This window comes from Micromonospora sp. NPDC047074 (assembly GCF_040643815.1).
Classification (GTDB): Bacteria; Actinomycetota; Actinomycetes; order Mycobacteriales; family Micromonosporaceae; genus Micromonospora.
The window spans coordinates 45,468-70,151 of record NZ_JBEYVB010000028.1 but is presented as its reverse complement, the minus strand read 5'-3'; the positions used below and the strand labels follow the sequence as shown (position 1 = coordinate 70,151).

The 24,684-nt window shown below is 73.1% G+C and carries 24 protein-coding genes and 3 tRNA genes; 10 read left to right on the top strand and 17 right to left on the bottom strand.

Annotated features, from left to right (window positions below; translation table 11 throughout):
- Positions 1-54: 54 nt before the first annotated feature.
- Together leuD and leuC are read right to left on the bottom strand one after the other, a co-directional pair.
- On the bottom strand, positions 55-642 hold the full coding sequence (leuD, locus tag ABZ809_RS25320) for a 3-isopropylmalate dehydratase small subunit (RefSeq protein WP_357565088.1): 588 nt from the start codon (positions 640-642) through the stop codon (positions 55-57).
- Between the two features lie 12 nt (positions 643-654).
- Positions 655-2,103 (bottom strand): 3-isopropylmalate dehydratase large subunit, encoded by a 1,449-nt coding sequence (gene leuC / locus ABZ809_RS25315; protein WP_357565087.1) that lies wholly within the window; start codon positions 2,101-2,103, stop codon positions 655-657.
- A gap of 49 nt (positions 2,104-2,152) precedes the next feature.
- Here leuC and ABZ809_RS25310 point away from each other — a divergent pair, with 49 nt between their 5' ends.
- The gene (locus ABZ809_RS25310) at positions 2,153-2,839 is read left to right on the top strand and encodes an IclR family transcriptional regulator (RefSeq protein WP_013284529.1); all 687 of its coding nucleotides are present in this window, start codon (positions 2,153-2,155) and stop codon (positions 2,837-2,839) included.
- A 184-nt stretch (positions 2,840-3,023) separates the two neighbouring features.
- Here ABZ809_RS25310 and ABZ809_RS25305 read toward each other — a convergent pair.
- The 4 genes from ABZ809_RS25305 to ABZ809_RS25290 form a co-directional block, all read right to left on the bottom strand.
- Positions 3,024-3,096 (bottom strand) — tRNA-Glu (locus ABZ809_RS25305).
- A 290-nt stretch (positions 3,097-3,386) separates the two neighbouring features.
- Positions 3,387-3,459, bottom strand: a tRNA-Glu gene (locus ABZ809_RS25300).
- Between the two features lie 138 nt (positions 3,460-3,597).
- Positions 3,598-3,669 (bottom strand) — tRNA-Gln (locus ABZ809_RS25295).
- 108 nt (positions 3,670-3,777) lie between these two features.
- Positions 3,778-4,581: a fumarylacetoacetate hydrolase family protein gene (locus tag ABZ809_RS25290; protein WP_357565086.1), complete on the bottom strand. Its 804-nt coding sequence runs from the start codon at positions 4,579-4,581 to the stop codon at positions 3,778-3,780.
- Positions 4,582-4,763: 182 nt separating this feature from the next.
- Between ABZ809_RS25290 and ABZ809_RS25285 the strand changes: the two genes are divergently transcribed.
- Together ABZ809_RS25285 and ABZ809_RS25280 are read left to right on the top strand one after the other, a co-directional pair.
- Positions 4,764-6,047, top strand: a complete 1,284-nt coding sequence (locus ABZ809_RS25285) for a hypothetical protein (protein WP_357565085.1) — start codon at positions 4,764-4,766, stop codon at positions 6,045-6,047.
- 66 nt (positions 6,048-6,113) lie between these two features.
- Positions 6,114-7,031, top strand: a complete 918-nt coding sequence (locus ABZ809_RS25280; RefSeq protein WP_357565084.1) for a 3-methyladenine DNA glycosylase — start codon at positions 6,114-6,116, stop codon at positions 7,029-7,031.
- A 159-nt stretch (positions 7,032-7,190) separates the two neighbouring features.
- Here ABZ809_RS25280 and arfB read toward each other — a convergent pair whose 3' ends face one another.
- From arfB to ABZ809_RS25245, 7 genes are all read right to left on the bottom strand, one after another.
- Positions 7,191-7,616, bottom strand: a complete 426-nt coding sequence (arfB, locus tag ABZ809_RS25275) for an alternative ribosome rescue aminoacyl-tRNA hydrolase ArfB (protein WP_357565083.1) — start codon at positions 7,614-7,616, stop codon at positions 7,191-7,193.
- Positions 7,617-7,625: 9 nt separating this feature from the next.
- Positions 7,626-7,928 (bottom strand): hypothetical protein, encoded by a 303-nt coding sequence (locus ABZ809_RS25270; RefSeq protein ID WP_357565082.1) that lies wholly within the window; start codon positions 7,926-7,928, stop codon positions 7,626-7,628.
- Positions 7,929-8,039: 111 nt separating this feature from the next.
- Positions 8,040-8,903: a trypsin-like peptidase domain-containing protein gene (locus ABZ809_RS25265; RefSeq protein ID WP_357565081.1), complete on the bottom strand. Its 864-nt coding sequence runs from the start codon at positions 8,901-8,903 to the stop codon at positions 8,040-8,042.
- A gap of 44 nt (positions 8,904-8,947) precedes the next feature.
- Positions 8,948-9,907 carry a VWA domain-containing protein gene (locus ABZ809_RS25260; RefSeq protein ID WP_357565080.1) on the bottom strand — a complete coding sequence of 320 codons (960 nt, stop codon included), beginning with the start codon at positions 9,905-9,907 and terminating at the stop codon, positions 8,948-8,950.
- The gene (locus tag ABZ809_RS25255) at positions 9,904-10,890 is read right to left on the bottom strand and encodes a DUF58 domain-containing protein (protein WP_357565101.1); all 987 of its coding nucleotides are present in this window, start codon (positions 10,888-10,890) and stop codon (positions 9,904-9,906) included. Before ABZ809_RS25255 ends, ABZ809_RS25260 begins: the two co-directional genes overlap by 4 nt.
- 23 nt (positions 10,891-10,913) lie before the next feature.
- Complete coding sequence (locus ABZ809_RS25250; protein ID WP_357565079.1) at positions 10,914-11,963, bottom strand: AAA family ATPase; 1,050 nt, start codon at positions 11,961-11,963, stop codon at positions 10,914-10,916.
- A 234-nt stretch (positions 11,964-12,197) separates the two neighbouring features.
- Positions 12,198-12,722 carry a hypothetical protein gene (locus tag ABZ809_RS25245; RefSeq protein ID WP_357565078.1) on the bottom strand — a complete coding sequence of 175 codons (525 nt, stop codon included), beginning with the start codon at positions 12,720-12,722 and terminating at the stop codon, positions 12,198-12,200.
- A 374-nt stretch (positions 12,723-13,096) separates the two neighbouring features.
- On the opposite strand from ABZ809_RS25245, the gene ABZ809_RS25240 reads away from it, so the two are divergent.
- Positions 13,097-14,092: an endonuclease/exonuclease/phosphatase family protein gene (locus tag ABZ809_RS25240; RefSeq protein ID WP_357565077.1), complete on the top strand. Its 996-nt coding sequence runs from the start codon at positions 13,097-13,099 to the stop codon at positions 14,090-14,092.
- 30 nt (positions 14,093-14,122) lie between these two features.
- Here the strand turns inward: ABZ809_RS25240 and cimA are convergent, their stop codons facing one another.
- Entirely contained in the window at positions 14,123-15,703 is a 1,581-nt protein-coding gene (cimA, locus tag ABZ809_RS25235) for a citramalate synthase (RefSeq protein ID WP_357565076.1), read from the bottom strand.
- 339 nt (positions 15,704-16,042) lie between these two features.
- Here cimA and ABZ809_RS25230 point away from each other — a divergent pair, with 339 nt between their 5' ends.
- The 4 genes from ABZ809_RS25230 to ABZ809_RS25215 all read left to right on the top strand — a co-directional run bounded on the left by ABZ809_RS25230 (position 16,043) and on the right by ABZ809_RS25215 (position 18,568).
- A complete protein-coding gene (locus ABZ809_RS25230; RefSeq protein ID WP_357565075.1) occupies positions 16,043-16,603 on the top strand; it encodes a peroxiredoxin in 561 nt (186 codons plus the stop codon).
- Between the two features lie 2 nt (positions 16,604-16,605).
- On the top strand, positions 16,606-17,136 hold the full coding sequence (locus ABZ809_RS25225) for a carboxymuconolactone decarboxylase family protein (protein WP_357565074.1): 531 nt from the start codon (positions 16,606-16,608) through the stop codon (positions 17,134-17,136).
- Positions 17,137-17,300: 164 nt separating this feature from the next.
- A complete protein-coding gene (locus ABZ809_RS25220) occupies positions 17,301-17,759 on the top strand; it encodes a PRC-barrel domain-containing protein (RefSeq protein ID WP_357565073.1) in 459 nt (152 codons plus the stop codon).
- A gap of 71 nt (positions 17,760-17,830) precedes the next feature.
- On the top strand, positions 17,831-18,568 hold the full coding sequence (locus ABZ809_RS25215) for a tyrosine-protein phosphatase (RefSeq protein WP_357565072.1): 738 nt from the start codon (positions 17,831-17,833) through the stop codon (positions 18,566-18,568).
- Between the two features lie 194 nt (positions 18,569-18,762).
- On the opposite strand, the gene ABZ809_RS25210 is transcribed toward ABZ809_RS25215, so the two are convergent.
- Together ABZ809_RS25210 and ABZ809_RS25205 are read right to left on the bottom strand one after the other, a co-directional pair.
- The gene (locus ABZ809_RS25210) at positions 18,763-19,860 is read right to left on the bottom strand and encodes a branched-chain amino acid aminotransferase (protein WP_357565071.1); all 1,098 of its coding nucleotides are present in this window, start codon (positions 19,858-19,860) and stop codon (positions 18,763-18,765) included.
- Between the two features lie 210 nt (positions 19,861-20,070).
- Entirely contained in the window at positions 20,071-21,102 is a 1,032-nt protein-coding gene (locus ABZ809_RS25205; RefSeq protein ID WP_357565070.1) for a 3-isopropylmalate dehydrogenase, read from the bottom strand.
- Positions 21,103-21,325: 223 nt separating this feature from the next.
- On the opposite strand from ABZ809_RS25205, the gene ABZ809_RS25200 reads away from it, so the two are divergent.
- Together ABZ809_RS25200 and ABZ809_RS25195 are read left to right on the top strand one after the other, a co-directional pair.
- Positions 21,326-22,168 carry an FAD:protein FMN transferase gene (locus ABZ809_RS25200; RefSeq protein WP_357565069.1) on the top strand — a complete coding sequence of 281 codons (843 nt, stop codon included), beginning with the start codon at positions 21,326-21,328 and terminating at the stop codon, positions 22,166-22,168.
- A gap of 363 nt (positions 22,169-22,531) precedes the next feature.
- Entirely contained in the window at positions 22,532-22,888 is a 357-nt protein-coding gene (locus ABZ809_RS25195; protein WP_357565068.1) for a hypothetical protein, read from the top strand.
- A 60-nt stretch (positions 22,889-22,948) separates the two neighbouring features.
- Here ABZ809_RS25195 and serA read toward each other — a convergent pair whose 3' ends face one another.
- Positions 22,949-24,547 carry a phosphoglycerate dehydrogenase gene (gene serA, locus ABZ809_RS25190; protein WP_357565067.1) on the bottom strand — a complete coding sequence of 533 codons (1,599 nt, stop codon included), beginning with the start codon at positions 24,545-24,547 and terminating at the stop codon, positions 22,949-22,951.
- Between the last annotated feature and the right edge of the window lie 137 nt (positions 24,548-24,684).

The following is a 24,684-nucleotide window of genomic DNA, read 5'->3' as shown; positions in this document are numbered from 1 at the left end:
CCCCCACCGGTGAGGCCGGCGGGGGCGGAATCCGCTGTGCGATCGGGCGTACGGCTATGCGACCGAGGGCAGGAACGGCGGTCGGGTGGCCTCGAAGGCACTGATCTGCGCCTCGTGGCGGAGGGTGAGTCCAATGTCGTCCAAGCCCTCCAGCAGCCGCCAGCGGCTGAACTCGTCCAGCGGGAACGACCAGGTGGCCTCACCGACGCGCACCTCGCGGGCGGTCAGGTCGACGGTGACCGGGGTGGCCGGATCGGCCTCCACCAGACCCCAGATCTCCTCGACCGCTGTCAATTCCAGCTCGACCGGGAGCAGACCCTCCTTGAGCGCGTTGCCCCGGAAGATGTCGCCGAAGCGGGGCGAGATCACGGCACGGAAGCCCCAGTCACGCAGGGCCCAGACGGCGTGCTCCCGGGAGGAGCCGGTGCCGAACTCCGGACCGGCCACGAGAATCGACGCCCCCGAATGGGAGGGATCGTTGAGTACGAATTTCGGGTCCTCGCGCCAGGCGCTGAACAAGCCGTCCGCGAAACCCGTCCGGGTCACCCGCTTGAGGTACACGGCGGGGATGATCTGATCCGTGTCCACGTTGGATCGCCGCAGCGGCACGGCGGTGCCGGTGTGGGTGGTGAAGCTCTCCATCTGGGTGCCCTTCTACAGGTCGGCGGGAGCGGCCAGCCGGCCGGCCACGGCGGTGGCGGCGGCGACCGGCGGGGAGACCAGGTGGGTGCGTCCGCCCCGGCCCTGGCGGCCCTCGAAGTTGCGGTTGGAGGTGGAGGCGGAGCGCTGGCCCGGCGAGAGCGTGTCCGGGTTCATCCCCAGACACATGGAACAACCGGCGAAGCGCCACTCGGCGCCGGCGTCGCTGAAGACCTTGTCCAGCCCTTCCGACTCGGCTGCCTCACGGACGGCGGCGGAGCCGGGCACCACCAGCATCCGCACCCCGTCGGCGACCCGGTGCCCGCGCAGCACGTCGGCGGCGGCCCGGAGATCCTCCAGCCGGCCGTTGGTGCAGGAGCCGACGAAGACCACGTCGACCGCGAGGTCGCGCAGCGGGGTGCCGGGGCGCAGGTCCATGTACTCCAGCGCGCGGTGGGCGGCGGTCCGCTCGGCCTCGGTGGCGAACTCCTCCGGGGCCGGCACCACGGCGCCCAGCGGGGCGCCCTGCCCCGGGTTGGTGCCCCAGGTCACGAAGGGGGTGACCGCGCTGGCGTCGAGGGTCACCTCGGCGTCGAAGGTGGCGCCCTCGTCCGTGGGCAGCGTCCGCCACCAGGCGAGGGCCGCGTCCCAGTCGGCGCCCTTCGGGGCGTTCGGCCGCCCCTTCAGGTACGCGAAGGTGGTCTCGTCCGGCGCGATCATGCCGGCCTTGGCGCCCCACTCGATGGACATGTTGGCGATCGTCATCCGCCCCTCCATGGACAGCGACCGGATCGCCTCGCCGCGGTACTCGACGATGTGCCCGCGACCGCCACCCGTGCCGACCTGGGCGATCAGCGCGAGCACCAGGTCCTTGGCGGTGACCCCCGGGGCGAGCTGCCCGGTCACGTTCACCGCCATCGTCTTCGGGCGGGCCTGCGGCAGCGTCTGGGTGGCCAGCACGTGCTCGACCTCACTCGTGCCGATGCCGAACGCGAGCGCGCCGAACGCACCGTGGGTGGCGGTGTGCGAGTCGCCGCAGACGATGGTCATGCCGGGCTGGGTGACCCCGAGCTGCGGACCGATCACGTGCACGATGCCCTGGTTCTCGTCACCCAGCGGGTGCAGCCGGACGCCGAACTCGGCGCAGTTGCGGCGCAGCGTCTCGATCTGCGTACGCGAGGTGGGGTCGGCGATGGTGAGCAGGTCGCCGCGCCGCTGACGGAACGACGGGTCGGCGTACCCCGTCGGGGTGTTGTGGTCCTCCGTCGCGAGCGTGAGGTCGGTGCGGCGCACCCGCCGCCCGGCCAGCCGCAGCCCGTCGAAGGCCTGCGGGCTGGTCACCTCGTGCAGCAGGTGCAGGTCGATGAAGAGCAGATCGGGCTCGCCCTCGACGGACCGTACGACGTGCGCGTCCCAGACCTTCTCGGCCAGGGTCCTCGGCTCGGCAGTAGTGACTCCCACCATCTGGACATCCTAAATTCTGGGAGGTAAATTTCGGCTTGTGGGACACAGTATGAGCGGTGTCGGCGTTCTCGACAAGGCGGTGGTCATCCTGGCCGCCTGCGTCGACGGCGCCAGCCTGGCCGAACTCGTTGAACGCACCAAGCTGCCCCGGGCCACCGCGCACCGGCTGGCGCAGGCGCTGGAGATCCACCGGATGCTGGTCCGGGACACCCAGGGCCGCTGGCGCCCCGGCCCGCGCCTGGGCGAACTCGCCAACGCCGCGCCGGACGTGCTCCTGACGGCGGCGGAGCCGCTGCTCGCCGCGCTGCGGGACGCCACCGGCGAGAGCGCCCAGCTCTACCTGCGCCGCGCCGACGAGCGCATCTGCGTGGCCGCCGCCGAGCGCGCCAGCGGCCTGCGGGACACCGTGCCGGTCGGCTCGGTGCTGCCGATGACGGCGGGCTCGGCGGCGCAGATCCTGCTCGCCTGGGAGCCGCCGGAGGCGGTGATGCCGCTGCTGCCCAGGTCGAAGTTCACCGGCCGCACCCTGGCCGAGGTACGCCGCCGAGGCTGGGCGCAGAGCGTCGCCGAACGCGAGGCGGGTGTGGCGAGCGTCTCGGCGCCGATCCGCGACCGCACCGGTCGGGTCATCGCCGCGATCAGCATCTCCGGCCCGATCGAGCGCCTGGGACGCCGCCCCGGCGAACGCCACGCGATGGCCGTGGTCCGAGCCGGCCAACGCCTCTCCGGCCTCTAACCCCACCCCGCCCACCCCCGCCCGCTCCCGCCCGCCCCCGTTGATCATGGAGTTAGCGGCAGTAAAGATGATCGTCTTCACCGCTAACCCCATGATCAACGGCAGGGGCGGGCCAGGGTGAGGGCGGGGCGGAGGGAAATGGGAACGGCCCGCCCCAGTGGAGTGGGACGGGCCGTTCCGTGTGTAGCCCCGACCGGATTCGAACCGGCGCTACCGCCTTGAGAGGGCGGCGTCCTGGGCCGCTAGACGACGGGGCCAAGACTTCTCTGCTTCCACCGCACTTTCGAGCGGTGCCGCTGTAGTCTAGCGGCGTCCCCTTCGGGAGCCGAAGCCGGGGCCCAAGCCGCGGGCCGAAGCCGGGGCCCAAGCCGCGGGCCACCGGGTCGGGCGCCAGCCGATCCAGGCCCGTCGAACTCCGCCGAGGGCGAGGGCAGTCAAGGGCGAGCGGGAGTGGCAGGGTCGGCAGCGGCGGCGACACGACAACGACAGGCGTCGGGGCCAAGCGAAACGGCCCGCCCCACCGGAGTGGAACGGGCCGTTCTGTGTGTAGCCCCGACCGGATTCGAACCGGCGCTACCGCCTTGAGAGGGCGGCGTCCTGGGCCGCTAGACGACGGGGCCAGAACTATCCTTTGCGACACCACTCGGGCTGAGCGGTGCCGCTGGACTCTATCAGAGAGAACCTCCGGCCCCTGATCGGGACCGGAGCCGCTCTCCTACGAGATCCAGCGCTCAAGGCTCTTTCGAACCTCGGCTGCGCTGGGGTACCAGGACTCGAACCTAGACTAACTGAACCAGAATCAGTCGGGCTGCCAATTACCCCATACCCCATTGGCCCCTTGCGGCGCCGGGACCAAACTTTACCCTCCCGGTGCCGACAGGCCAAATCGAGCCCCCCTAAACCACCCGTGACCTGCGGAAACGGGACTCGACGCGAAATCAGGCGACGGGCACCACCGGATTGGTCAGCTCCCCGATGCCCTCGATCCGCACGCTGACCGTATCCCCCTCCACGAGCGGGCTAACCCCCGCCGGCGTGCCGGTGAGCACGACGTCGCCGGGGAGCAGCGTCATCACGTGCGAGACGTACGACACCAGGGCCGGCACGTCGAAGACCATGTCCCGGGTCCGGCCGAGCTGGCGGACCTCCATCTCGTCGGGATTGCGACCCACCTCACAGCGGACCTCGAGGTCACTGACGTCGAGCCCGGTGGTGATCCACGGCCCGATCGGGCAGAACGAGTCGAAGCCCTTGGCCCGGGTCCACTGACCGTCGGAACGCTGGAGGTCCCGGGCGGTGACGTCGTTGGCGCAGGTGTAGCCGAAGATGGCCTTCTCGGCGGCGGCCCGGTCGGCCCGGCGGGCACCTGGCGCGCCGATCACCACCGCCAGCTCGGCCTCGTGCTCGACCCGCTTGGAGAAGATCGGCAGCCGGATCGCGTCCCGGGGCCCGATCACGGAGGTGGACGGCTTGAGGAAGAGCAGCGGCTCCTTCGGCACCTCGACGCCGTGCTCGGCGGCGTGCTCGACGTAGTTGCGGCCGACGCAGACGACCTTGCTGGGCAGGATCGGCGAGAGCAGCCGGACGTCCGACAGCGCCCACCGGGCGCCACTGAACGTGATCTGGCCGAACGGGTGGCCCTCGATCTCGGCGACGGTCAGGCCCTGGGGGCCCGCCTCCGGCTCGCCCTCGACGACCCCGAACGACATTCCCTTGGCATGAGCAAAACGAGCGATACGCACCCGGCCAATCTAGCCCCGGCGGCGGGCGTGACGACCGAGGCCAGCCGGCCGTTGCCGGCACGGCACCGCAGTCCGGGGTGGCGCAGCCTACGCCACCGCCCTCCCGCGGTGGTGGACTTCCCGACTTCGTACCCGCCCGGTGTCGCCCCGCACCTAGCGTCGGGCTCCGGAGGTTCGTTCGTATGCCTGCATCGACACGACACCACAGGGCCCTCGCAGTGTTCGTACACTGCCTCGGCATTCTCGCCGCCGTGCCGGCACTGCCCCCGGCGGCCCCACCCGCGGCGGCCGCGCAGCCACCACCGGCGGCCGCGCCGACCCCGCAACCGGCGATGCCGTCGGTGCCGCCGGCGGTGCCCACGCCCACCCGGGCCGCCCCGCCGGTGGCGAAGCCGCCGGTCACGGTCGCGGTGGCGCCGGAGAGCACGCCGGCACCGCGCTACCGGATCCAGGTCCGCAACACCGGGAGCACGCCGGTGGACACCACGGTCCGGCAGGAGCTGCCAGCCGGCGCCTCGGCGACCGCCATCACCGCCGGGGGGCGGGCCACCCGCGCGGCCGGGAAGTCGGCCACCGAGGTGACCTGGCGGCTGAAGCTGCCCGCCCGCAGCACCACCACCCTGGGCACGGCGCTCAGCACCGCCCCCCAGGGCCGGCCGCTGACCGCGCCGGCCTGCGCCTTCGACCGCGAGGGCAACCGGCCGTACGACTGCGCGACCGCGACCTGGAAGGCCGCCGCGCCGGCCGCCGCGCCCGAGCGCGCCGAGCCGCCGCCGTGGCGCCGGACACCCGTGCTGCTGGCCGGGCTCGCCACGGTGGCGGTGCTCGCGGCGGGCGGGGTCTGGACGTGGCGCCGGCGCCGCCGGCCGGTCGCCGCGGCCCTGGCCGGCGAGGGGCCGGGAACGGTCTATCCACGGCCGGCGGCGCCCCGACCGGCGTACGCCCGCCGCAAGCCGTCCGTCTGGCTGATCGTTCCGGTGGCGGCCGTGGTGCTGGCCGGCACGGTGGGCACCGCCGCCTGGACGGCCACCCGCGAGGTCGCCGGGATCGACACCGACAGCCAGCCGACCAGCGGGGCGTGGATCGGCCAGGGGATCAGCGGCGCGGTCGGGGAGCCGCTGCGCGAGTCGGCGTTCGAGTTCACCGTCTACCGCGTGGCGTGCGAGCCGGGCCGGGCGGCCCGGCAGTGCGAGGCGACCGTCGGGGTCCGCAACCTCACCCCGGAGCAGCAGAGCTGGCACGGCCGGCTGCAACGGGCGTACCTGCCCGACGGCAACTTCGTCAGCACCGACGAGCAGGCCACCCGGACGGCCAACCAGGGGCGGGACGTCTTCGCCCAACCGCTGGCGGCCGGCAGCCGCACGGTGCTGCCGCTGGTCTTCACGGTCGACGGGAAGGCGCCGCCGCAGCAGCTGGAGCTGCGCAGCGGGGTGTTCTCCGCCGGCGTCCGGGTGGACGTGCCCTGACGGGCGGCCGGGCGGCGGTCGTACCCTTGGCTGCGTGACCGCCGCCCCGACCGCCCGCGAGCAGCCGTGAGCGGCATCCCCGCGGCGCGCTGGCTTCCGCTCCTGGAAGCTCACGAGAAGCGCGCCGACTCCCTCACCGCGGGCCACCGCGCCCGCAGGGCCGCGAGGGAACGCCACGCGATCGACGATTTCCTGTACGACTACTACGGCACCAGGCCCTCCGCCCTGCGCCGGTGGCACCCAGGCGTGGGCATCTCACTGGAGCCCGGACCGGACGGCGCCGCCCCACACCGACAGTGGCGCTGGTACGCCACGGACGCGGACGGGGTCGTGAGCTTCGACGCCGCGGCGTTCCTCGCCGACCGGATCGAGTCGGTGCGCTTCATCCGTCGCCTGTTGTCCGCGATCGCGTCGCGACCGGCCTTCACCGGCTGCTTCGGCCTGCACGAGTGGGCGATGGTGTACCGCCAGCAGGAGCACCGGCATCCGCTCCCCCTGCGACTCGGGCAGGCGGGCACCGACGCGGTGGTCGACTCCCACCAGATCCGCTGCACGCACTTCGACGCGTTCCGCTTCTTCACCCCGGACGCGGTCGGTCTCAACCGGCTGCGACCCACCCGGGAGAGCCAGGTGGAGCTCGACCAGCCGGGCTGCCTGCACGCCTCGATGGACTGCCACAAGTGGGCGACCAAGCTGGGCCCGGCCGTCCCGGGGGACCTGGCGCTCGACTGCTTCGAGTTGGCGAGGGACATCCGGCTGCTCGACATGCGGGCGTCCCCGTACGACCTCTCCTCGTACGGGGAACCGGCGGTGGCCGTCGAGACGCCGGAGGGGAAGGCCGAGTACGTGGCTCGGCAACGCGAGTTCTCGCAGCGTGCCGACCAGCTACGCGCCCGGCTGATCGAGGTTTGCGCGACCCTGCTCGATCAAGCGGAGCCGCCGGCAGGGCCGGATCGGTCCACACCCTTGCCTGCCCGTGTTTGACCTGAACCGGGGCCGAGGCCGAGGCCGACCATGCTCAAGATCGCGCTCTATCCAGGAAGTAGTGGCCTTCCAACGCGAGGAGGCCACTACTTCCTGGATCGAGCGCGATCTTCGAAGGCACCCGCCGAGGTGACGCAGAGACGAGCGCCGCTGCCTCGGTCAGTCGCCGTCGACGCGGCGGTCGCGCTTGCGCTGGGACTGGCGCTTCTTCGCGGCCAGCCGGCGTTCCTTCGCGCCCCGCGAGGGACGGGTGGGCCGGCGGGGCGGGGGCGGCGGGGCGGCGGCCTCGCGCAGCAGCGCCGCCAGCCGGTCCCGGGCGGCCTCCCGGTTGGCCAGCTGCGCCCGGTGCTCGCTGGCGGTGACGGTGAGCACGCCACCGACCAGCCGCCCGGCGAGGCGCTCCAGCGCCCGCGCCCGCAGCGACTCGGGCACCCCGGGCGAGCCGGCCAGGTCGTAGCTCAGCTCGACCCGGGAGTCGGTGGTGTTGACGCCCTGGCCGCCGGGCCCGGACGACCGGGAGAACCGTTCCCGCAGCTCAGCGGCGGGAACGATCCACCGGTCGGTCACCCGCAGTCCGTCGTCCACTCCCCGAGGCTATCGCCCCGCCGGGTCGCTTCCGGTCACGGCCGGGCTCGGGGACTCCGCCGGCGCCGCGGGCTCGCCGTCGGAGCCGGCGGCTGCGTACGCGACCGCCCCGACCAGCAGCAGGGCGATCACCCCGATCTTCGTGGTGGCCACCTTGATCAGCAGCCACGCGGCGCTCCGGGCGCCGGGCACGGTCTTCTTGACGGTCTGGTAGTCGGCCCACCCACGTCGCGCCCGGGCGTACGCCGACCCCACTCCGGTACCGATCAACAGGCCCACCAGCAGGAGGACCACGATTCCAGGACGCTCCACCCACGCCAGTATCCATACTCAGCGTAGTATTTCCATGGCCCGATCATTCCGCGCCGGGTATCCGACAGTTTTCACGTTTCCCAGGTCGATTCCGGCGGGCGTACGCACTGTTCAGCCGCCCTTTCCGATGATCGTGTCGGCGGTCTGCTGCACCTGCTCGATGGGAATGGCGAAACCGATTCCGATCGAGCCGTTGCCGTCGATCGTGGCGATGGCCGTGTTCACCCCGATCACCTCGCCGCGCGCGTTGACCAGCGGGCCACCCGAGTTTCCCGGGTTGATCGAGGCGTCGGTCTGCACGGCGGTGTGCCGGTTGTCGCCGAGGCGCACCTGCCGGTCCAGGGCGCTGACGATGCCGGCCGTGACGGTGCCGGGCAGCCCCAGCGGCGAACCGACCGCCAGCACCGGTTCGCCCACCCGGGTCGAGCCCGGCTTGGCCAGCGGCAACGCCGCCAGGCCGGCCGACGGCGGCACCCGGAGCACGGCGAGGTCGCTGCGCGACTCCCGGCCGACCACCTCGGCGGCGAACCGCCGCCCGTCCGGCAGTTCCACCGTCACCGAGCCGTCGCGCCCCTTCGCCAGGATGTGGTCGTTGGTGATGATGTGCTGCTGGTCGTCGACGGCGAACCCGGAGCCGGTGGCCGAGGCCCGGTCGGCCCCACCCACCAGCACCGAGACCACCCCCGGCACGGTCTTCCCGGCTGCGGTCACCAGCTCCGCCGGCACCGGGGCCGCCGAGGCCGCCGACGGGCCCGGGGCGCCGTCACGGCTGGCCACGACGCCGCCGGCCACCGCGCCCGAGGCCGTCGACAGGGCCACCACCGCCAGCCCCGCCAGCAACCGCCCGCGCCCGCGCCATCCCGACGGGCCGCGGTCCGATCCCGGTCCGTCCCACCGGGCCCGCCCGTCCGGATCCAGCTCCGGCGAGACGAACCAGGGGCCGCGCGGTTCGCCCAGCCCGGTCTGCACTGCCATGCGTACGCTCCTCACGTGTCCTTCTCGACGGTGGCCGTACGGATTCAGGGCAGCCGGGAGAACCAGCGCATCGAGCCGGCCGCGGCGCCCATGGCGAACACCAGCCCGAGCCCGATGAAGCGGGCCGAGACGTCCTGCCGTTCGGTGCGGTAGCCGACCGAGGTGCCGATGTCGTCGTAGACGGCACGCAGCTCGTCACTGGTGCTGGCCTCGTGGAACACGCCCCCGGTCTCGTCGGCGACCGCACGCAGGGTCTGCCCGTCGACGGGCACCTGGATCGGCCGGCCGCCCCGGTCCACCGTCCCGCTCGGGGTGCCGAACGAGATGGTGTGCACCGGCACCTTCATGTCGATCGCCTCGGCCGCCGCCTCCATCGGGTCCATGCCGGAGGTGTTCGCGCCGTCGGAGAGCAGGATGATCCGGGCCGGCGGTGGGTCCTTCGCCGCCTGGCTGTCGAAGCCCTTCACCGCGCCGAGCGAGGTGCTGATGGCCTCCCCGATGGCGGTGCCCTGCACCCCGGTCGCCCCCTCGACCAGCCGCTCGATCCCCTCGTGCAGCGCCTCCCGGTCGGTGCTCGGCGGCACCAGCACCGCCGCGCTGCCGGCGAAGGCGACCAGCCCGACGTTGAACTCGTCGGGCAGGCTGTCCACGAACCGCCGGGCGGACTCCTTGGCGGCGCTGAGCCGGTCCGGTTCCACGTCGCCGGCGAGCATCGAGGTGGAGACGTCGACGGCGACCATCACGGTGGCCCGTTCCCGGGGCACCCGCACCTCGGCGGTGGGCCGGGCGAAGCCGACCACCAGGAGCGCCAGCATGGCGAGGAAGAGTCCGGCCGGCACGTGCCGCCGCCAGAGCGGTCGCTGCGGCGCGACCCGGTCGAGCAGCCGCAGGTTGGTGAAGCGGACGGCGTACCGGCTGCGGCGGCGCTGCATGAACAGGTAGCCGACGGCCAGGGCGAGCACCCCGAGCAGCAGCCAGAGCCGGACGGGTGACTGCCAGATCACGCGGCACCTCCCCGGGCCGCCCCGACCGGAGCCGCGGCGAGCCGCCGCTGGGCGTGCACGTGCCGCACGATGTCGGCGCCCCAGTCCCGGTCGGTGCGCAGCGGCAGGTGGGTGGCCCCGCTGCGGCGCAGTGCCTGGCGCACCTGGTCGCACTGGGCCGCGGCGGCGGCCGCGTAGCGCTCGCGCAGGGCGCGGTCGCCGGTCCAGACCGCGCGCCGCCGCCCGGTCTCCGGGTCCACCAGGTCGACCAGGCCGACGTCCGGCAGCTCCAGCTCCCGCGGGTCGGTGACCTGCACGGCGAGCACCTGGTGCCGCACGGCGAGCCGGCGCAGGGGCGCCTCCCATCCGGGCGCGTGCCGGGGATCGTCGGGCAGGCCGTCGAGGAAGTCCGAGACCACGACCACGAGGCCACGGCGCAGCGCCACCCGGTGCACGGCGGCCAGCCCGTCGCCCAGGTCGGGGCCGTGCGGCGCCGGGGTGTCCCGGTCGTGCCCGCCGACGCGTGGGGCGGCCAGCAGGGCGCGGAGCAGCCCGAGCAGGTGGGTGCGCCCGCTGCGCGGCGGGAACCGGCGCAGCCCGTCGGGCCCCAGCACCTGCGCGCCGAGCCGGTTGCCCACTCCGGCGGTGAGGAAGCCGACCGCCGCCACGGCCGCCACGGCCAGCTCGCGCTTGTCCAGGGTGGCGGTGCCGTACTCCATGCTGGGGCTCGCGTCGACCAGCAGCCAGGTGGTCAGCTCACGGTCGGCGTCGACCTCGCGTACGTGCGGGACGGTGGTCCGGGCGGTCACCGCCCAGTCCATCCGGCGTACCTCGTCCTCGCCGGGGCGGTACTCCCGGCTGCCGGCGGGCTCGCTGCCCGGCCCGGGCAGCAGGCCGCGGTACCCGCCGTGCAGCAGGCCGTCGAGCCGGCGGGTGACGGTCAGCTCCAGCCTGCGCAGCCTCCGCTCTCCGGTGAGGTCGGCCAGGCTCGGATCGGCCGGCACGGGCGCGGGCGCCGCGCGCCACCTCATGCCGCCGCCAGGTCGGCCGCGTGTTCCGGGTGGACGGTGGCGACCCTGGGTGGTGGGACGGCCTCGACCAGCCGCCGGACCACCGCGTCGGCGGCCACCCCGTCGGCGACCGCGTCGAAGGAGAGCACCAGCCGGTGGGCCAGCACGTCGACGGCCAACTCGCGGACGTCCTCGGGCAGCACGTACTCGCGGCCGCGCAGCAGCGCCTGGGCCCGCGCGGCGGCGACCAGGCCGAGGGTCGCGCGGGGGCTCGCCCCGTACGCGAGCAGCGGGGCGATCTCGGGCAGCCCGAACCGGCCCGGGTCGCGGGTGGCAAGGATGAGCCGGACCACGTACTCGGCGATGGCGTGGTGCACGAAGACGTGGGCGGCACGGGCCTGGAGTTCCCGCAGCCGCCGCGGGTCGAGCACCCGGCGGGCGGTGGGCCGGTCGGCGCTCATCCGGTAGAGGATGGCGAGTTCGTCGGCGTCGGTCGGGTAGTCGACGACGATCTTCATCAGGAACCGGTCGCGCTGCGCCTCCGGCAGCTGGTAGACCCCCTCGGACTCGATCGGGTTCTGGGTGGCCAGCACCAGGAACGGTTCCGGTACGGGGTAGCTCTGCCCGCCGATGGAGACCTGGCGCTCGGCCATCGCCTCCAGCAACGCGGACTGCACCTTGGCCGGGGCCCGGTTGATCTCGTCGGCGAGCAGCAGGTTCGCCATGACGGGGCCCAGCTCGATGTCGAAGTTCTCCTGCGAGGCCCGGTAGATCCTGGTGCCGACGATGTCGGAGGGGACGAGGTCGGGGGTGAACTGGATCCGGGAGAAGGTGCCACCCACCACTGTGGCCAGGGTCTGCGCGGCCAGGGTCTTGGCCACCCCCGGCACGCCCTCCAGGAGGCAGTGCCCGTCCGCGATCAAGGCGGTGAGCAGGCGCTCGACGAGCCGATCCTGCCCGACGATCACGCGTTTGACCTCGAAGAGCGTCTGTTCCAGGTCGGCCGGGGTCGCGTCGGGATCGACCGGGCTGGGCACGCTGGCCAGGGTGTCCGAGATGTCCGTCACGGTGCTTGCTTCCCGTGCCGGCGGTCGGACAAACGTCGGATTATCGGCGTCGGGGCGGCCCTTACCAGCCGGAACCGGGACGAGCCGCCCGGCGCGACAGAGAAGGTGCGGCGGGCGGCGAGACCGACCGGACGGGCACGGGAACCGGCGGCCTGGCCGGACGGGCCGGGTGCGGGCGGCGCGACGGCGCCGGCCCCCGCGGCTGGGCGGGGGCCGGCGTCGGCAGCGGGGAGGTCAGTTGGTGACGGTCAGGTGGAAGGGCAGGTCGGCCGGGCCGCCGGACGAGTTGCGGGTCTGCACGAAGACCGCGTTCGGCGTCTGGAGCCGCGGTGCCACGGAGATCTCGCCGCCCGGCGGCACGTGGTACTGGTCGATCGTGCCGATGGTCGCCTGGAACCCCTTCCGCAGGACGTTGTAGTTGAACAGGACCTGGTACTGCCCGGGGCCGTACCGGGTGGCGGAGACCGCCTCCGGCGAGCCCCGGTGCAGGACAGCGGCGTCGCTGACGACGGCGAAGGCGACGGATCCCGGGCTGGTCCCCTGCGCGGAGGGGCCCTGCGCCAGCGCCGCCCTGGCCCTGCGGGCCTCGGCGGGAGTCACCGCCGGCTGGCCGCCGGAGCCGGGCTGCTGGACGGCCGCGGCGACCTCGGCGGGCGCCTGCGCCGCCGGCTGGGCGACGGCGATGCCGCCCCCGGCCAGGGCGAGCGCCAGGGCGGCGACGCCCACCGCCACCGCCTTGCGTCGGAAGATTGTGGTCATGACAGGGTCTCCCTTTTGTTGACCGTACGGATTCGACCGACCCCACTCGCTGCGAGCCGGCGGACTTCCATTTCACAAGCCGCGGAAATGAGCGGCAACCATCAGCGACCCGCACGTGAGGTCACCCCATCAACGCTGCCGCCTCAACCATTTCCACCAACACTGAGCAGGTATTACTACTCAGAGTTTCGACGTCTCAACCTCGTGGAACGTAGCACCGGAAAAAGCGGGGCGTCAATAGCCAGTCACGCCTCGTCAACCATTTTCAAGCACGTCGGGGAATCATGAAAAGCGAAGAGTCAACCATTCATGAATGCGCGGTGTGCACACCCGTGGGGACCACCGCGCGGGCAGGGAGGCGTTACTCTCCAGCCATGATCGTCGAGGCCGCACCGGCGGCGACGGGCCGCCGGACGGGTCGGCTCGGCACCGCGCTCTGCTGGGCCGCCGTCGCGCCCGGGCTCGCCTGGGCGGCCGTCCGGCTGGGCGGGCTCGACCGGGGACCGCTGGTCCAACTGCTCGCCTTCACGCCGTACGTCGCCGCCGGGAGCCTGCTGCCGCTGGCGCTCGCGCTCGCCCTGCGGCGGCGCTGGCCGACGGTGGTCGCGGCGCTGGTCACGGTGCCCCTGGCGGCCGTGGTGGCGCCCCGGGCCCTGCCGTCCGGGCAGCCCTCGGTCACCGGCCCGACGGTGCGGCTGCTGACCGCCAACCTGCTCGCCGGGGCGGCCGACGAGGCGGCGCTTGTCGACCTGGTCCGCCGGCACGAGGTCGACGTGCTCGCCGTGCAGGAGTTCACCCCGGAGGCCCGGGTGGAGCTGGACCGGCTCGGCCTGGACCGGCTGCTCCCCCACCGGCAACTCCACCCGCGGCCCGGCACCGTCGGCTCCGCCCTCTACGCCCGGTTCCCGATCGGCGAGGTCGGTGTCCGGCACAACCGGGGCGGCTGGGGCTTCGACCAGGCCTACGGCACGGTGGCGGCGCCCGGGGCGCCACCGGTGCGGGTCGAGTCGGCGCACCCGGCGGCCCCGTACGCGGTGGACCAGGTCGGCGCCTGGCGCGCCGACCTGGCGGCGCAGCCGCCCGCCACTCCGGACGGGCCACTGCGGATCCTCGCCGGCGACTTCAACGCCACCCTCGACCACTCCCCGCTGCGCGCCCTGCTGGCCACCGGTTACGTCGACGCGGCCGACCAGGTCGGCGCGGGACTGGCCGGCACCTGGGGCCCGTACGACGGCGACCTGATCCCGCCGGTGACCATCGACCACGTGCTGGTCGACCGGCGGATCGCCGTGCGGGCGGTCACGGTGCACCGGATACCGGGCAGCGACCACCGCGCCGTCCTGGCCGAGCTACGCCTCCCGGCCGGGTGACCGGCAGGCGGTGGTTGCCGCGCGCCGGCGTCAGACGCGGGCGCGGTCGAGGCCGTAGGTGAGCGCGTCGACGAGGGCGTGCCACGACGCCTCGACGACGTTGTGGTGCACGCCGACAGTGGTCCAGTCGCGGCCGGCGCCGTCGGCGGTCTCCAGCAGCACCCGGGTCACCGCGCCGGTGCCGTGGGTGCCCTCCAGGATCCGCACCTTGTAGTCGGCCAGCTCGAAGTCGCGCAGCTCCGGGTAGTGCCGGGCCAGGCCGGCCCGCAGCGCCTCGTCCAGGGCGTTGACCGGCCCGTTGCCCTCGGCGGTGGCGATCACCCGCTCCCCGCGTACGCGGATCTTGACGGTCGCCTCGGAGACCACCGCGCCGTCCTCCCGGTGCTCGACCAGCACCCGGTACGACTCCAGCGCGAACGGCCGGGCGGGCGCGGTGTCCAGCTCCGAACGGACCAGCAGCTCGAACGAGGCGTCCGCGGCCTCGAACGACCAGCCACCGGCCTCCAGCTCCTTGACCCGCCGGGTCACCCGCGACAGCGCCTCCGGATGGCCGGCCAGGTCCAGGCCGAGCTCGCGGCTCTTGAGCTCGACGCTGGCCCGGCCGGCCATCTCGGTGACGAGGATCCGCATGTCGTTGCCCACCACCTGTGGGTCCACGTGGTTGTAGAGCAGCGGATCCACCTTGATCGCGCTCGCGTGCAGCCCCGCCTTGTGGGCGAAGGCGGCGGCCCCGACGTAGGCCTGGTGGGTGTCGGGAGCGATGTTGGCGATCTCGGCGATGGCGTGGGAGACCCGCACCATCTGCCCCAGGCAGCCCTCCGGTAGGACGGGCAACCCGAGCTTGAGCTGGAGGTTGGCGACGACCTCGAAGATGTCCGCGTTGCCGGGACGCTCGCCGTAGCCGTTGGCGGTGCCCTGGAAGTGGCGCACTCCCGCCTCCACGGCGGCGATGGTGTTGGCCACCGCGCAGGCCGTGTCGTTCTGGCAGTGGATGCCGAGCAGTTCCGGGCCCACGCCCAGCCGCGCGGTGAGGTCGGCGATGGCGGCGGTCACCTGGGAGGGCAGCATCCCGCCGTTGGTGTCGCAGAGCACCATCCGCTCCGCGCCGGCGGCGAGTGCGGTCTCCACCACGGCGGCCGTGTACGCCGGGTCGAACCGGTAGCCGTCGAAGAAGTGCTCGCCGTCGACGAAGACCCGGCGCCCCTCGGCCACCAGGTGCGACACCGTGTCGTGGACCATCGCCAGGTTCTCGGCCGCGGTGGTGCGCAACGCCCGCTCCACGTGCCGCAGATCCGCCTTGGCGACCAGGGCGATCGCCGGCGTCTGCGCGTCGAGCAGGCCGCGGACCTGGGGGTCCTCGGCGACGGCCACCCCGGCCCGCCGGGTGGCCCCGAAGGCGACCAGCAGCGCGTGTCTCAGGTCGAGTTCGGCGCGCGCCCGACGGAAGAACTCGGTGTCCTTCGGCACGGCGCCCGGCCAGCCGCCCTCGATGAAGCCGACCCCGAACTCGTCGAGCAGCCGGGCCACCGCGAGCTTGTCGACCACCGAGTAGCTGAGCCCCTCGCGCTGGGCGCCGTCGCGCAGCGTGGTGTCGTACACCTGGAACGTCATCGGGGAGTCCTTTCGGGAACAACAAAAAGACCCCCCGCGGATGCGAGAGGTCTGCGCGCTCGGCGGAGAGGAGGCCGGCGCGCTAGGTGCGAATAATCAGGTTGGTGCTGGTCACGTTCGCCACTCTGCCACCCGGGCCATGGTTTTGGGAGACGAAACCCACATGTCGGGACGGTGACGGAGGGTCGCGATACCGCACCACCGGGCATTTTCCTGGCAGAACGCGCCACTCGTGATCGACTTCACAAGTCGCCCGGCCGCCACCAGGCGGAAACAACGCTGCGGCAGTATCTGGAACTGATCCAGTTATTGGCCTCGTGCCGCTGCCAAGGAGGACCTGTGCTCACTGTCGGTGACAGCTTCCCGGAGTACGAACTCACCGCCTGCGTGTCGCTGGACGCCGAGAAGGCGTTCGACTCGATCAACCACAAGTCCCACCAGGGCAAGTGGCGGGTCGTCTTCTTCTGGCCGAAGGACTTCACCTTCGTCTGCCCGACCGAGATCGCGGAGTTCGGCCGGCTGAACGAGGAGTTCGCCGACCGTGACGCCCAGGTGCTCGGCGTGTCGGTGGACAACGAGTTCGTCCACTACGCCTGGCGCAAGGACCACCCGGACCTGCGCGAGATCCCCTTCCCGATGCTCAGCGACATCAAGCGCGAGCTGACCGCCGCCTGCGGCGTGCTCGGCGAGGACGGCGTGGCCCAGCGGGCGACCTTCATCGTCGACCCGGACAACCAGATCCAGTTCGCCATGGTGACCGCCGGTTCGGTCGGCCGGAACGTCTCCGAGGTGCTGCGGGTCCTCGACGCCCTGCAGACCGACGAGCTCTGCCCGTGCAACTGGAACAAGGGCGGCGCCACCCTCGACGCCACCACGCTCCTCGCCGGCGCCGGGGCCTGACCATGGGTCTGGACGCGATCAAGGCGGCGCTGCCCGAGTACGCCAAGGACATCAAGCTCAACCTCGGCTCGACCATCGCCACCAGCACGCTGAAGCCGGAGCAGGCGTGGGGCACCGCCCTGGCCTGCGCCGTCGCGGCCCGCAACCCGGTGGTGCTGCGGGAGATCGCCGCCGAGGCGGCCACCCACCTCGGGCCGGAGGCGGTCGAGGCCGCCAAGGGCGCCGCCGCCATCATGGCGATGAACAACGTCTACTACCGGGCCAAGCACCTGATCGGCGACGAGCAGTACCAGTCGATCCCGGCCCGGCTGCGGATGCAGATCATCGCCAGGCCGGGCGTGGACAAGGCCGACTTCGAGCTGTGGTGCCTGGCGGTGTCGGCGATCACCGGCTGCGGGGTGTGCCTGGAGTCGCACGAGAAGACCCTGCGCAGCGCGGGCTTCAGCCGCGAGCAGGTGCACGAGGGGCTGCGCATCGCCGCCGTCGTGCACGCCGCCGCGGTCACCCTGGACGCCCAGGCCGCGCTCGCCTGACGCGTACGCCCGATGGGCCGGCGCCGCACCCGCGGCGCCGGCCCATCGCCGTTGGCGCCGGCCCATCGCCGTTTCCGGCGGCGACCGCCCGGGTAGCCCTCGGAGAGACGAGAGGCACCCGATCCGGCGAGACGACTGGTGACAGTCGGGGCAGGAGTTGTCAGATGGACAGGCTCGACCCGCACAGCGCACACGGCACCCCGAACCCGCTGCGCGGCGGCGGCCAGGACGAGTTCGCCGGCGGAGCGCCGGCCGGCACGTTCGACCCGTGGCGCTACCGGGACACCGCGAGGGTCGCCGACGCGGACCTGGTCGGCTACAAGGTGGAGGCCAGCGACGGCGGCGTCGGCAAGATCGACAGTGCCAGCCACGAGGTCAACGACAGCTACCTGGTGGTGGACACCGGGCCGTGGATCTTCGGACGGAAGGTCATGATCCCGGCGGGCACCGTCAACCACGTCGACCACGACGAGCGCAAGGTGCACGTCGACCGGAGCAAGGACCAGATCAAGGCCGCCCCGGAGTACGACGAGACCGCCGACACCGACCCCACCTACCGGGACCGGCTCGGCGGCTACTACGGGGAGACGTACTCGGCGATCCCGCCCGGCACCGCCCGGTAGCCACCGCACCCTGGTAGCCACCGGCACACCACGGCCTCCCGCAACTCGCGGGAGGCCGTTACCGTGACGGCGTGGACACCTCCGAGGCTGACCGCAGGATCCCCTTCGCCACGATGTTCAACTTCCGCGACGTGGGCGGGCACGTCGGCCACGACGGGCGTACGGTGCGCCGGAAACGGCTCTACCGCTCAGACTCGCCACACCGCATCGACGACACGGACCGGGCCGCGTTCGCCGCCCTCGGCGTCCGCACGGTCATCGACCTGCGCCGCCCGTACGAGGTGGAGCGCGACGGCCGCATCCCCCACTTCGACGGGCTGACCTGGCACAACGCCCACCTGGTGCACGCGGAGTGGGGCGATCGGCCCTATCAGCCCGGCACCGACCTGGCCCGCTACCTGGCCGACCGGTACGCCGATCTCGCCGAGACCGCCACCGCCGGGATCGCCGAGGCGATCGGGCTCATCGCCGACTCCCCCAACGCGCCCGTCGTCGTGCACTGCGTCGCCGGCAAGGACCGCACGGGCATCGTCTGCGCGCTCACCCTCTCGGTGCTCGGCGTCGCTGACGACGAGATCGTTGCCGACTACGCCCTGAGCACCGAGGCCGGCGAGCGGTACCGCGCCTGGTACGAGAGCATCGGCCGGCCGGCGGACCTCCACCTTCCGGTGTTGACCTGCCCCGCCGAGGCCATGACCTACTTTCTCGCCGAACTGCGGGAGGCCCACGGCTCGGTCGAGGGCTACCTACGCCACACCGGCGTCGCCGAAACCCAACTAACCGCCCTCCGCACCCACCTCCTGACCTAACCCCCTCCCCCCCTCCCCTCCCCGCCGCCCCCTCCCCTCCGCCGCTCCCATCCCTCGCCGATCTTGCAGTTTCGGCCCTCTTGATGCGCAATATGCACGATTTGCCCGGGCAGGAAGTGCAAGATCGACGGGGCGGGGCGGGGGTGGGTGGGGCGGGGCGGGGGTGGGTGGGGCGGGTGGGTGGGGTGGGTGGGTCAGAGGATGCGGCGGACCCAGGCGTGGGGGTCGTCGGTCTTGCCGCGCTGGAGGTCGACGAGTTGCTGGCGCAGGGACATCGTGACCCGGCCGGGATCGCCGCCTCCGATGAGGAACTCGCCGTCGGGGAAACGCACCTGCCCGATCGGGGTGACCACCGCAGCGGTGCCGCAGGCGAACACCTCGCGGAGCCGGCCGCTCACCGCGTCCGCCTGCCAGTCGGCGAAGGACACCGGCCGTTCCTCGATCCGGTGTCCGGCGGCGGCGGCCAGCGTGAGCACCGACTCCCGGGTGATGCCGGGCAGGATCGTGCCGGTCAGGGGCGGGGTGACCACGGTGCCGTCGTCGTAGACGAAGAAGACGTTCATGCCGCCCAGTTCGTCGACGAAGCGGCGCTCCACCGCGTCCAGGAAGACCACCTGGTCGCAGCCGTGCTCGATCGCCTCGGCCTGCGCCGCCAGCGAGGCGGCGTAGTTGCCCCCGCACTTCGCCGCGCCGGTGCCGCCCGGGGCGGCCCGGGTGTAGTCCGGGGAGACCCAGACCGTCACCGGCTTCACGCCGCCGGAGAAGTACGCGCCGGCCGGCGAGGCGATCACCACGTAGAGGTACTCGTTGGCCGGCCGGACGCCGAGGAACACCTCGCTGGCGAACATGAACGGCCGCAGGTAGAGGCTCGCGTCCTCGATCTCGGGGATCCAGTCCCGGTCGACCTCGACGAGCTGGCGCAGCGACTCGACGAAGGTCTCCTCGGGCAGCACCGGCATCGCCATCCGCCGGGCCGAGGCGGCGAACCTGGCGGCGTTGGCCTCCGGCCGGAACATGGTGACCCCGCCGTCGGCCGTCCGGTAGGCCTTCAGCCCTTCGAAGATCTCCTGCGCGTAGTGCAGCACCGCAGCGGCCGGGTCCATCGGGATGGGCGCGCGGGCCTCGACGCGGGCGTCGTACCAGCCCTTGCCGTCGGCGTAACGGATGGTGACCATGTGGTCGGTGAAGACGCGACCGAAGCCCGGGTTGGCCAGGAGTGCGGCCCGGTCGGCGGCGGATACCGGCGCGGGATTCGGACGGATCTCGAAGTCGAGCTTGTCACCACCGCTCATCGCGCTGACCTTCCTGCGGGACTACGGCACGCGGGTCCGCATGCCGAGAATTCTGGTGCGAAAAACTTACCCCGAACGTTCGTTCAGCGGGTAGCGCGGCCCCGCCCACCAGTGCCGGTGGACGCGCTGACGTCCGCGACCGGCGCGGGCCGGCGGCGTAGCCGAACTCGGGGTGGGTCGGGTGCCGGGCCGGTCATTCCGGCCGGGGGTTCAGGAGGCGGCGTGCCCGGCCAGCCGGTCGCCGACCTCCTCGGTGCGCAGCGCCGCCCCCGGTACCCGGCCGGCCAGCTCCGCGCCCACGGCGGCGGTCACCCGAGCGGCCGCGTCGGCGTGCCCGAGCTGGTCGAGCAGCAGGGCCGCGGAGAGTACGGCCGCGACGGGGTCGGCCACGCCACGCCCGGCGATGTCCGGCGCCGAGCCGTGTACCGGCTCGAACATCGACGGGTACGCCCCCTCGGGGTTGATGCTGCCGCTGGCCGCGAGGCCGATGCCGCCGGTCACCGCGGCGGCGATGTCGGTGAGGATGTCGCCGAACAGGTTGTCGGTGACCACCACGTCGTAGCGCTGGGGCTGGGTGACGAGGAACATCGCGGCGGCGTCGACGTGCTGGTACTCCGTGGTCACGTCGGGGTGCTCGGCGGCGACGGCCTCGAAGGCGCGCGCCCACAGCGAGCCGGCGTGGGTGAGCACGTTGGTCTTGTGCACCAGGGTGACCTTGCGCCGTTCCCGGCGCGTGGCGCGGGCGAAGGCGTCCCGGATCACCCGCTCCACCCCGTGCCGCGTGTTCAGGCTCTCCTCGGTGGCGATCTCGGCCGGGGTGCCGCGGTGCAGCGCGCCGCCGGCGCCCGCGTAGAGCCCCTCGGTGCCCTCGCGGACCACCACCAGGTCGACCTCGCCGGGCTTGACGCTGGCCAGCGGCCCCGCCACGCCGGGCCACAGCCGCGACGGGCGCAGGTTGACGTACTGGTCGAAGGCGAAACGCAGCTTCAGCAGCAGGCCCCGCTCCAGCACTCCCGGTGGGACGCTCGGGTCGCCGACGGCGCCGAGCAGGATCGCGTCGTGCCCGGCCAGCTCGGTCAGCACGGAGTCGGGCAGCACCTCGCCGGTGCGGTGGTAGCGGGCGGCGCCGAGGTCGTACTCGGTGGCCTCCACACCCGGAAGCACGGCGTCGATGACCTTGCGGGCCTGCGCGACCACCTCGGGTCCGATCCCGTCCCCGGCCACCACCGCGATCCGTGCCACGTCCTACGCTCCCTCGACTCGCCCGTTTGGTCCGACGGTACGCCCGTGTCCCGCGTCCCGGTACGAGCCTTCCACAATGCGGGATAATACGATGCACAGAATGCTCCCAGGTGACATTCATGGTGGGGTCATCTCCGCTGCCTAGCGTGGTGACAAGCGGGTCAACGGGGGCCCGTGGCGGGGGCCGCGACGACGCGGCCGGCGTCAGCGAGGGAGCAGCGACATGCCGATCGACCAGCAGCCACGGACCGGCTGGGTGGACCAGCCCGCCTTCCAGCCCCGCCGGCCGGACCTGCGTCTCGGCTCCCGCAGTCACCGGCTGGATCCCGGCGCCGCCGCCGGCGACCGGATCGCCGTCCAGCACACCGTGCAGACCTCGACGGCGGAATACTCGCTGCTGCTCAACGCGCCGGGGTGGCTGGGTCGACGGGGCGTCGGGGAGGCGCTGCGGGACGCGGTCGCGGAGTTGCGGGCGATCGACCTCACCTACGGCCCGAACCGTCCCGAGAGCCTGGTCTCCCGGCTGCGCCGCGGCGAGATCAGCCCCGACTCGTACCCGCCGCTGGCCGACCTCGTGGATCGCTGCGCGGCGATGCGGGCGGCCACCGACGGCTGGTTCGACGCCTGGGCCGTGCCCGGCGGCTTCGACCCCGGCGGCCTGCTCGGCGGCTGGGCGGTGGAGCGGGCCGCGGCCCGGCTGCGCGCCGCCGGCGTGTACGACTACGCCGTGCTCACGGGCGCCGACCTCGTCGTACGTGGGCACGCGGCGCACGGCGGCCCGTGGCGGGTGGCGGTGCACCACCCGACGGACCGGCAGCGGGCGCCACTGGTGCTGGAGATGACGGCGGGCGCGATCGGCACCTCCGGGGTGAGCGGCCGGCAGGGGCACGTGGTGGACCCGCACACCGGCGAGCTGGCCGACCAGTTGGTCGCCGCGACGGTGGTCGGGCCGGATCTCGCCATCGCGGACGCCTACGCGACCGCGCTCTACGCCGCCGGGCCGGCCGGGCTGGCCTGGTTCCGCACCGGATCGGACTACCGCGCGCTCTTCGCCGACCGCCGCTGAGCCGTCGACGCTGAATCCGCCGCTGCTCGCCGTCGGAGTCGGCCCCGTACCGGCTGCGGGAACAGCGTCCGGACAGGTGATCGGCCCCCACGGTCTCGGCAACGACCGTGAGGGCCGGTCAGCGACGAATGCGCGTGGCTCGCGCAATCGAGGGGTGCGGGCCAGTCGGCCGGACGTCGACCTCGCCACCCGAAGACGGGCCTACGCCGCGAGCTCGGCCAGTGACCGCACCGATACGCTAGCGAATCGACGCAACTCAACGCAAGGGTCTCCACACCGGACCGTCGCGACAGGAGGTTTCCGTTTCCTGTGGACGCGAGGGCGACTTCGGCGCGGCGAACGGCGGATGGCACGCTGTCCGCCGTGAGTTTCGATCTGAGCGTGTGGGCCCTGGCGGACGGGGCGACACCCGAGGACGTGCGGGCGGCGGTGCTGCGGTGCCGGCAGGGGCAGCACGTCGAGCGCTACCCCGACCCACGGGTGGTGGCGTTCTACCGGGCCATCACCGGCAGCTACCCGGACCGCCCGGCCGGCCCGGGCACCCCGTGGGCGGTGGCACCCCTGCACGCCGCCCACGACCACGTCGAGCTGAACCTGCACCCGACCTGCGAGGACCAGGTGCTGCTCGACATCGAGCGGCTGGCCGGCGCGTACGACCTCATGCTCTTCGACGCGCAGGACGGCTCGGTCTACCCGCCGCCGTCCCGGGTGCCGGGCTGACGGCCGACGACAGCGGGGGCCCGGCGATCCGCCGGGCCCCCGCTTCGTCGTGCGCTCAGGTCACTCGTCGCGCAGGTCCGCCGCGCTGGCCGCGACCGCGCCGATCGAGTCCGCGGCGGAGGTGAGCAGGTCGGCGCCGAGCGCCTGGTCCACGGTGAGGGTCATCAGGGTCTCACCGCCGGCCTCCCGCCGGGCCACCTGCATCGCCGCGATGTTGACGCCGGCCTCGCCGAGCAGCGTGCCGACCGTGCCGACGACGCCCGGACGGTCGACGTAGCGGAGGAAGACCAGGATGCCCTCCGCGCCGATCTCCACGTCGAAGCCGTCGACCTCGGTCAGCTTCAGGACGTCGCGGGCGCCCGCGGCGGCCACCGTGCCGGAGACGCTGACCGTACGGCCGTCGGGCAGCGCGCCACGGACGGTGACCAGGTTGGGCTGGTCGACCGTGTCGGTCTGGGAGAAGAGGGTCACCTCGACCCCACGCTCGGCGGCCAGGTGCGGGGCGTTGACGTAGGTGACCTGCTCCTCGACCACCGAGCTGAACAGCCCCTTGGTGGCGGCGAGCTTCAGCACCGACACGTCGTGGTTGACGATCTCGCCGCGCACCTCGACGGTGACGCTGGCGGCGACCCCGCCGGCCACGGCGGTGAAGGCCCGGCCGAGCTTCTCGGCCAGCGGCAGCAGCGGCCGCACGCCCTCCGCGACGACGCCACCGGCCTGCACGTTCACGGCGTCCGGCACGAACTCGCCCTGCAACGCCAGCTTCACGCTCTTGGCCACGGCCAGGCCGGCCTTGTCCTGCGCCTCACCGGTGGAGGCGCCCAGGTGCGGGGTGGCCACCACGTTGTCCAAGGCGAACAGCGGCGAGGCGGTGCAGGGCTCCTTGGCGTAGACGTCCACGCCGGCGCCGGCGACCCGGCCCTCGGCGATCGCGTCGGCCAGGGCCTGCTCGTCGACCAGCCCGCCCCGGGCGGCGTTGACGATCCGGACACCCGGCTTGACGACGGCCAGCTCCTTCTCACCGATCAGGCCGACGGTCTCCGGGGTCTTCGGCAGGTGGATCGAGATGAAGTCGCTCTCCCGCAGCAGCTCCTCCAGGCCCACCAGGCGGACGCCGAGCTGGGCCGCGCGGGCCGGCTGGATGTAGGGGTCGTACGCGATCAGCCGGGTGCCGAAGGCGGCGATCCGCTGGGCGAAGAGCACACCGATGCGGCCGAGGCCGACCACACCGACGGTCTTGCCCTGGATCTCCACGCCGGTGTACTTCGACCGCTTCCACTCCCCCGCCTTCAGCGCGGCGCTGGCGCTGGCGGTGTTGCGGGCCACCGCGAGCAGCAGGGCGAGGGCCTGCTCGGCGGCGGAGACGATGTTGGAGGTGGGGGCGTTGACGACCATGACGCCCCGCGCGGTGGCGGCCGGCACCTCGACGTTGTCCAGACCCACGCCCGCCCGGGCGACGACCTTCAGCCGGGGCGCGGCGGCGATCGCCTCGGCATCGATCTGGGTGGCACTGCGCACGATGACGGCGTCGGCCTCGGAGAGCGCCGAGAGCAGAGCCGGACGGTCGGTGCCGTCGACGTGGCGGACGTCGAAGTCGTGGGCGAGCACCTCGATGGCGGCGGGAGCGAGTTCTTCGGCGATCAGTACGACAGGAGTCATTGGTCCTCGTAGTTGTCGTCAGAGCGGTGGGCCGGGGCTGCGGGACGCCGCGCTGCGCCCTGCGCTGATCCGGGCCATGGCCGTCAGGTGCCGGCTACGCACCTACCCCGCGATCGTAGGTGTCCGGCCGCCCGGCA

What these genes read in the sequence shown, in the direction of transcription:
- leuD (WP_357565088.1), bottom strand. Translation starts at nt 642, where the DNA reads ATGGAGAGCTTCACCACCCACACCGGCACCGCCGTGCCGCTGCGGCGA.
- leuC (WP_357565087.1), bottom strand. Translation starts at nt 2,103, where the DNA reads ATGGTGGGAGTCACTACTGCCGAGCCGAGGACCCTGGCCGAGAAGGTC.
- ABZ809_RS25310 (WP_013284529.1), top strand. Translation starts at nt 2,153, where the DNA reads ATGAGCGGTGTCGGCGTTCTCGACAAGGCGGTGGTCATCCTGGCCGCC.
- ABZ809_RS25285 (WP_357565085.1), top strand. Translation starts at nt 4,764, where the DNA reads ATGCCTGCATCGACACGACACCACAGGGCCCTCGCAGTGTTCGTACAC.
- ABZ809_RS25265 (WP_357565081.1), bottom strand. Translation starts at nt 8,903, where the DNA reads ATGGCAGTGCAGACCGGGCTGGGCGAACCGCGCGGCCCCTGGTTCGTC.
- ABZ809_RS25245 (WP_357565078.1), bottom strand. Translation starts at nt 12,722, where the DNA reads ATGACCACAATCTTCCGACGCAAGGCGGTGGCGGTGGGCGTCGCCGCC.
- ABZ809_RS25240 (WP_357565077.1), top strand. Translation starts at nt 13,097, where the DNA reads ATGATCGTCGAGGCCGCACCGGCGGCGACGGGCCGCCGGACGGGTCGG.
- cimA (WP_357565076.1), bottom strand. Translation starts at nt 15,703, where the DNA reads ATGACGTTCCAGGTGTACGACACCACGCTGCGCGACGGCGCCCAGCGC.
- ABZ809_RS25225 (WP_357565074.1), top strand. Translation starts at nt 16,606, where the DNA reads ATGGGTCTGGACGCGATCAAGGCGGCGCTGCCCGAGTACGCCAAGGAC.
- ABZ809_RS25220 (WP_357565073.1), top strand. Translation starts at nt 17,301, where the DNA reads ATGGACAGGCTCGACCCGCACAGCGCACACGGCACCCCGAACCCGCTG.
- ABZ809_RS25210 (WP_357565071.1), bottom strand. Translation starts at nt 19,860, where the DNA reads ATGAGCGGTGGTGACAAGCTCGACTTCGAGATCCGTCCGAATCCCGCG.
- ABZ809_RS25200 (WP_357565069.1), top strand. Translation starts at nt 21,326, where the DNA reads ATGCCGATCGACCAGCAGCCACGGACCGGCTGGGTGGACCAGCCCGCC.
- serA (WP_357565067.1), bottom strand. Translation starts at nt 24,547, where the DNA reads ATGACTCCTGTCGTACTGATCGCCGAAGAACTCGCTCCCGCCGCCATC.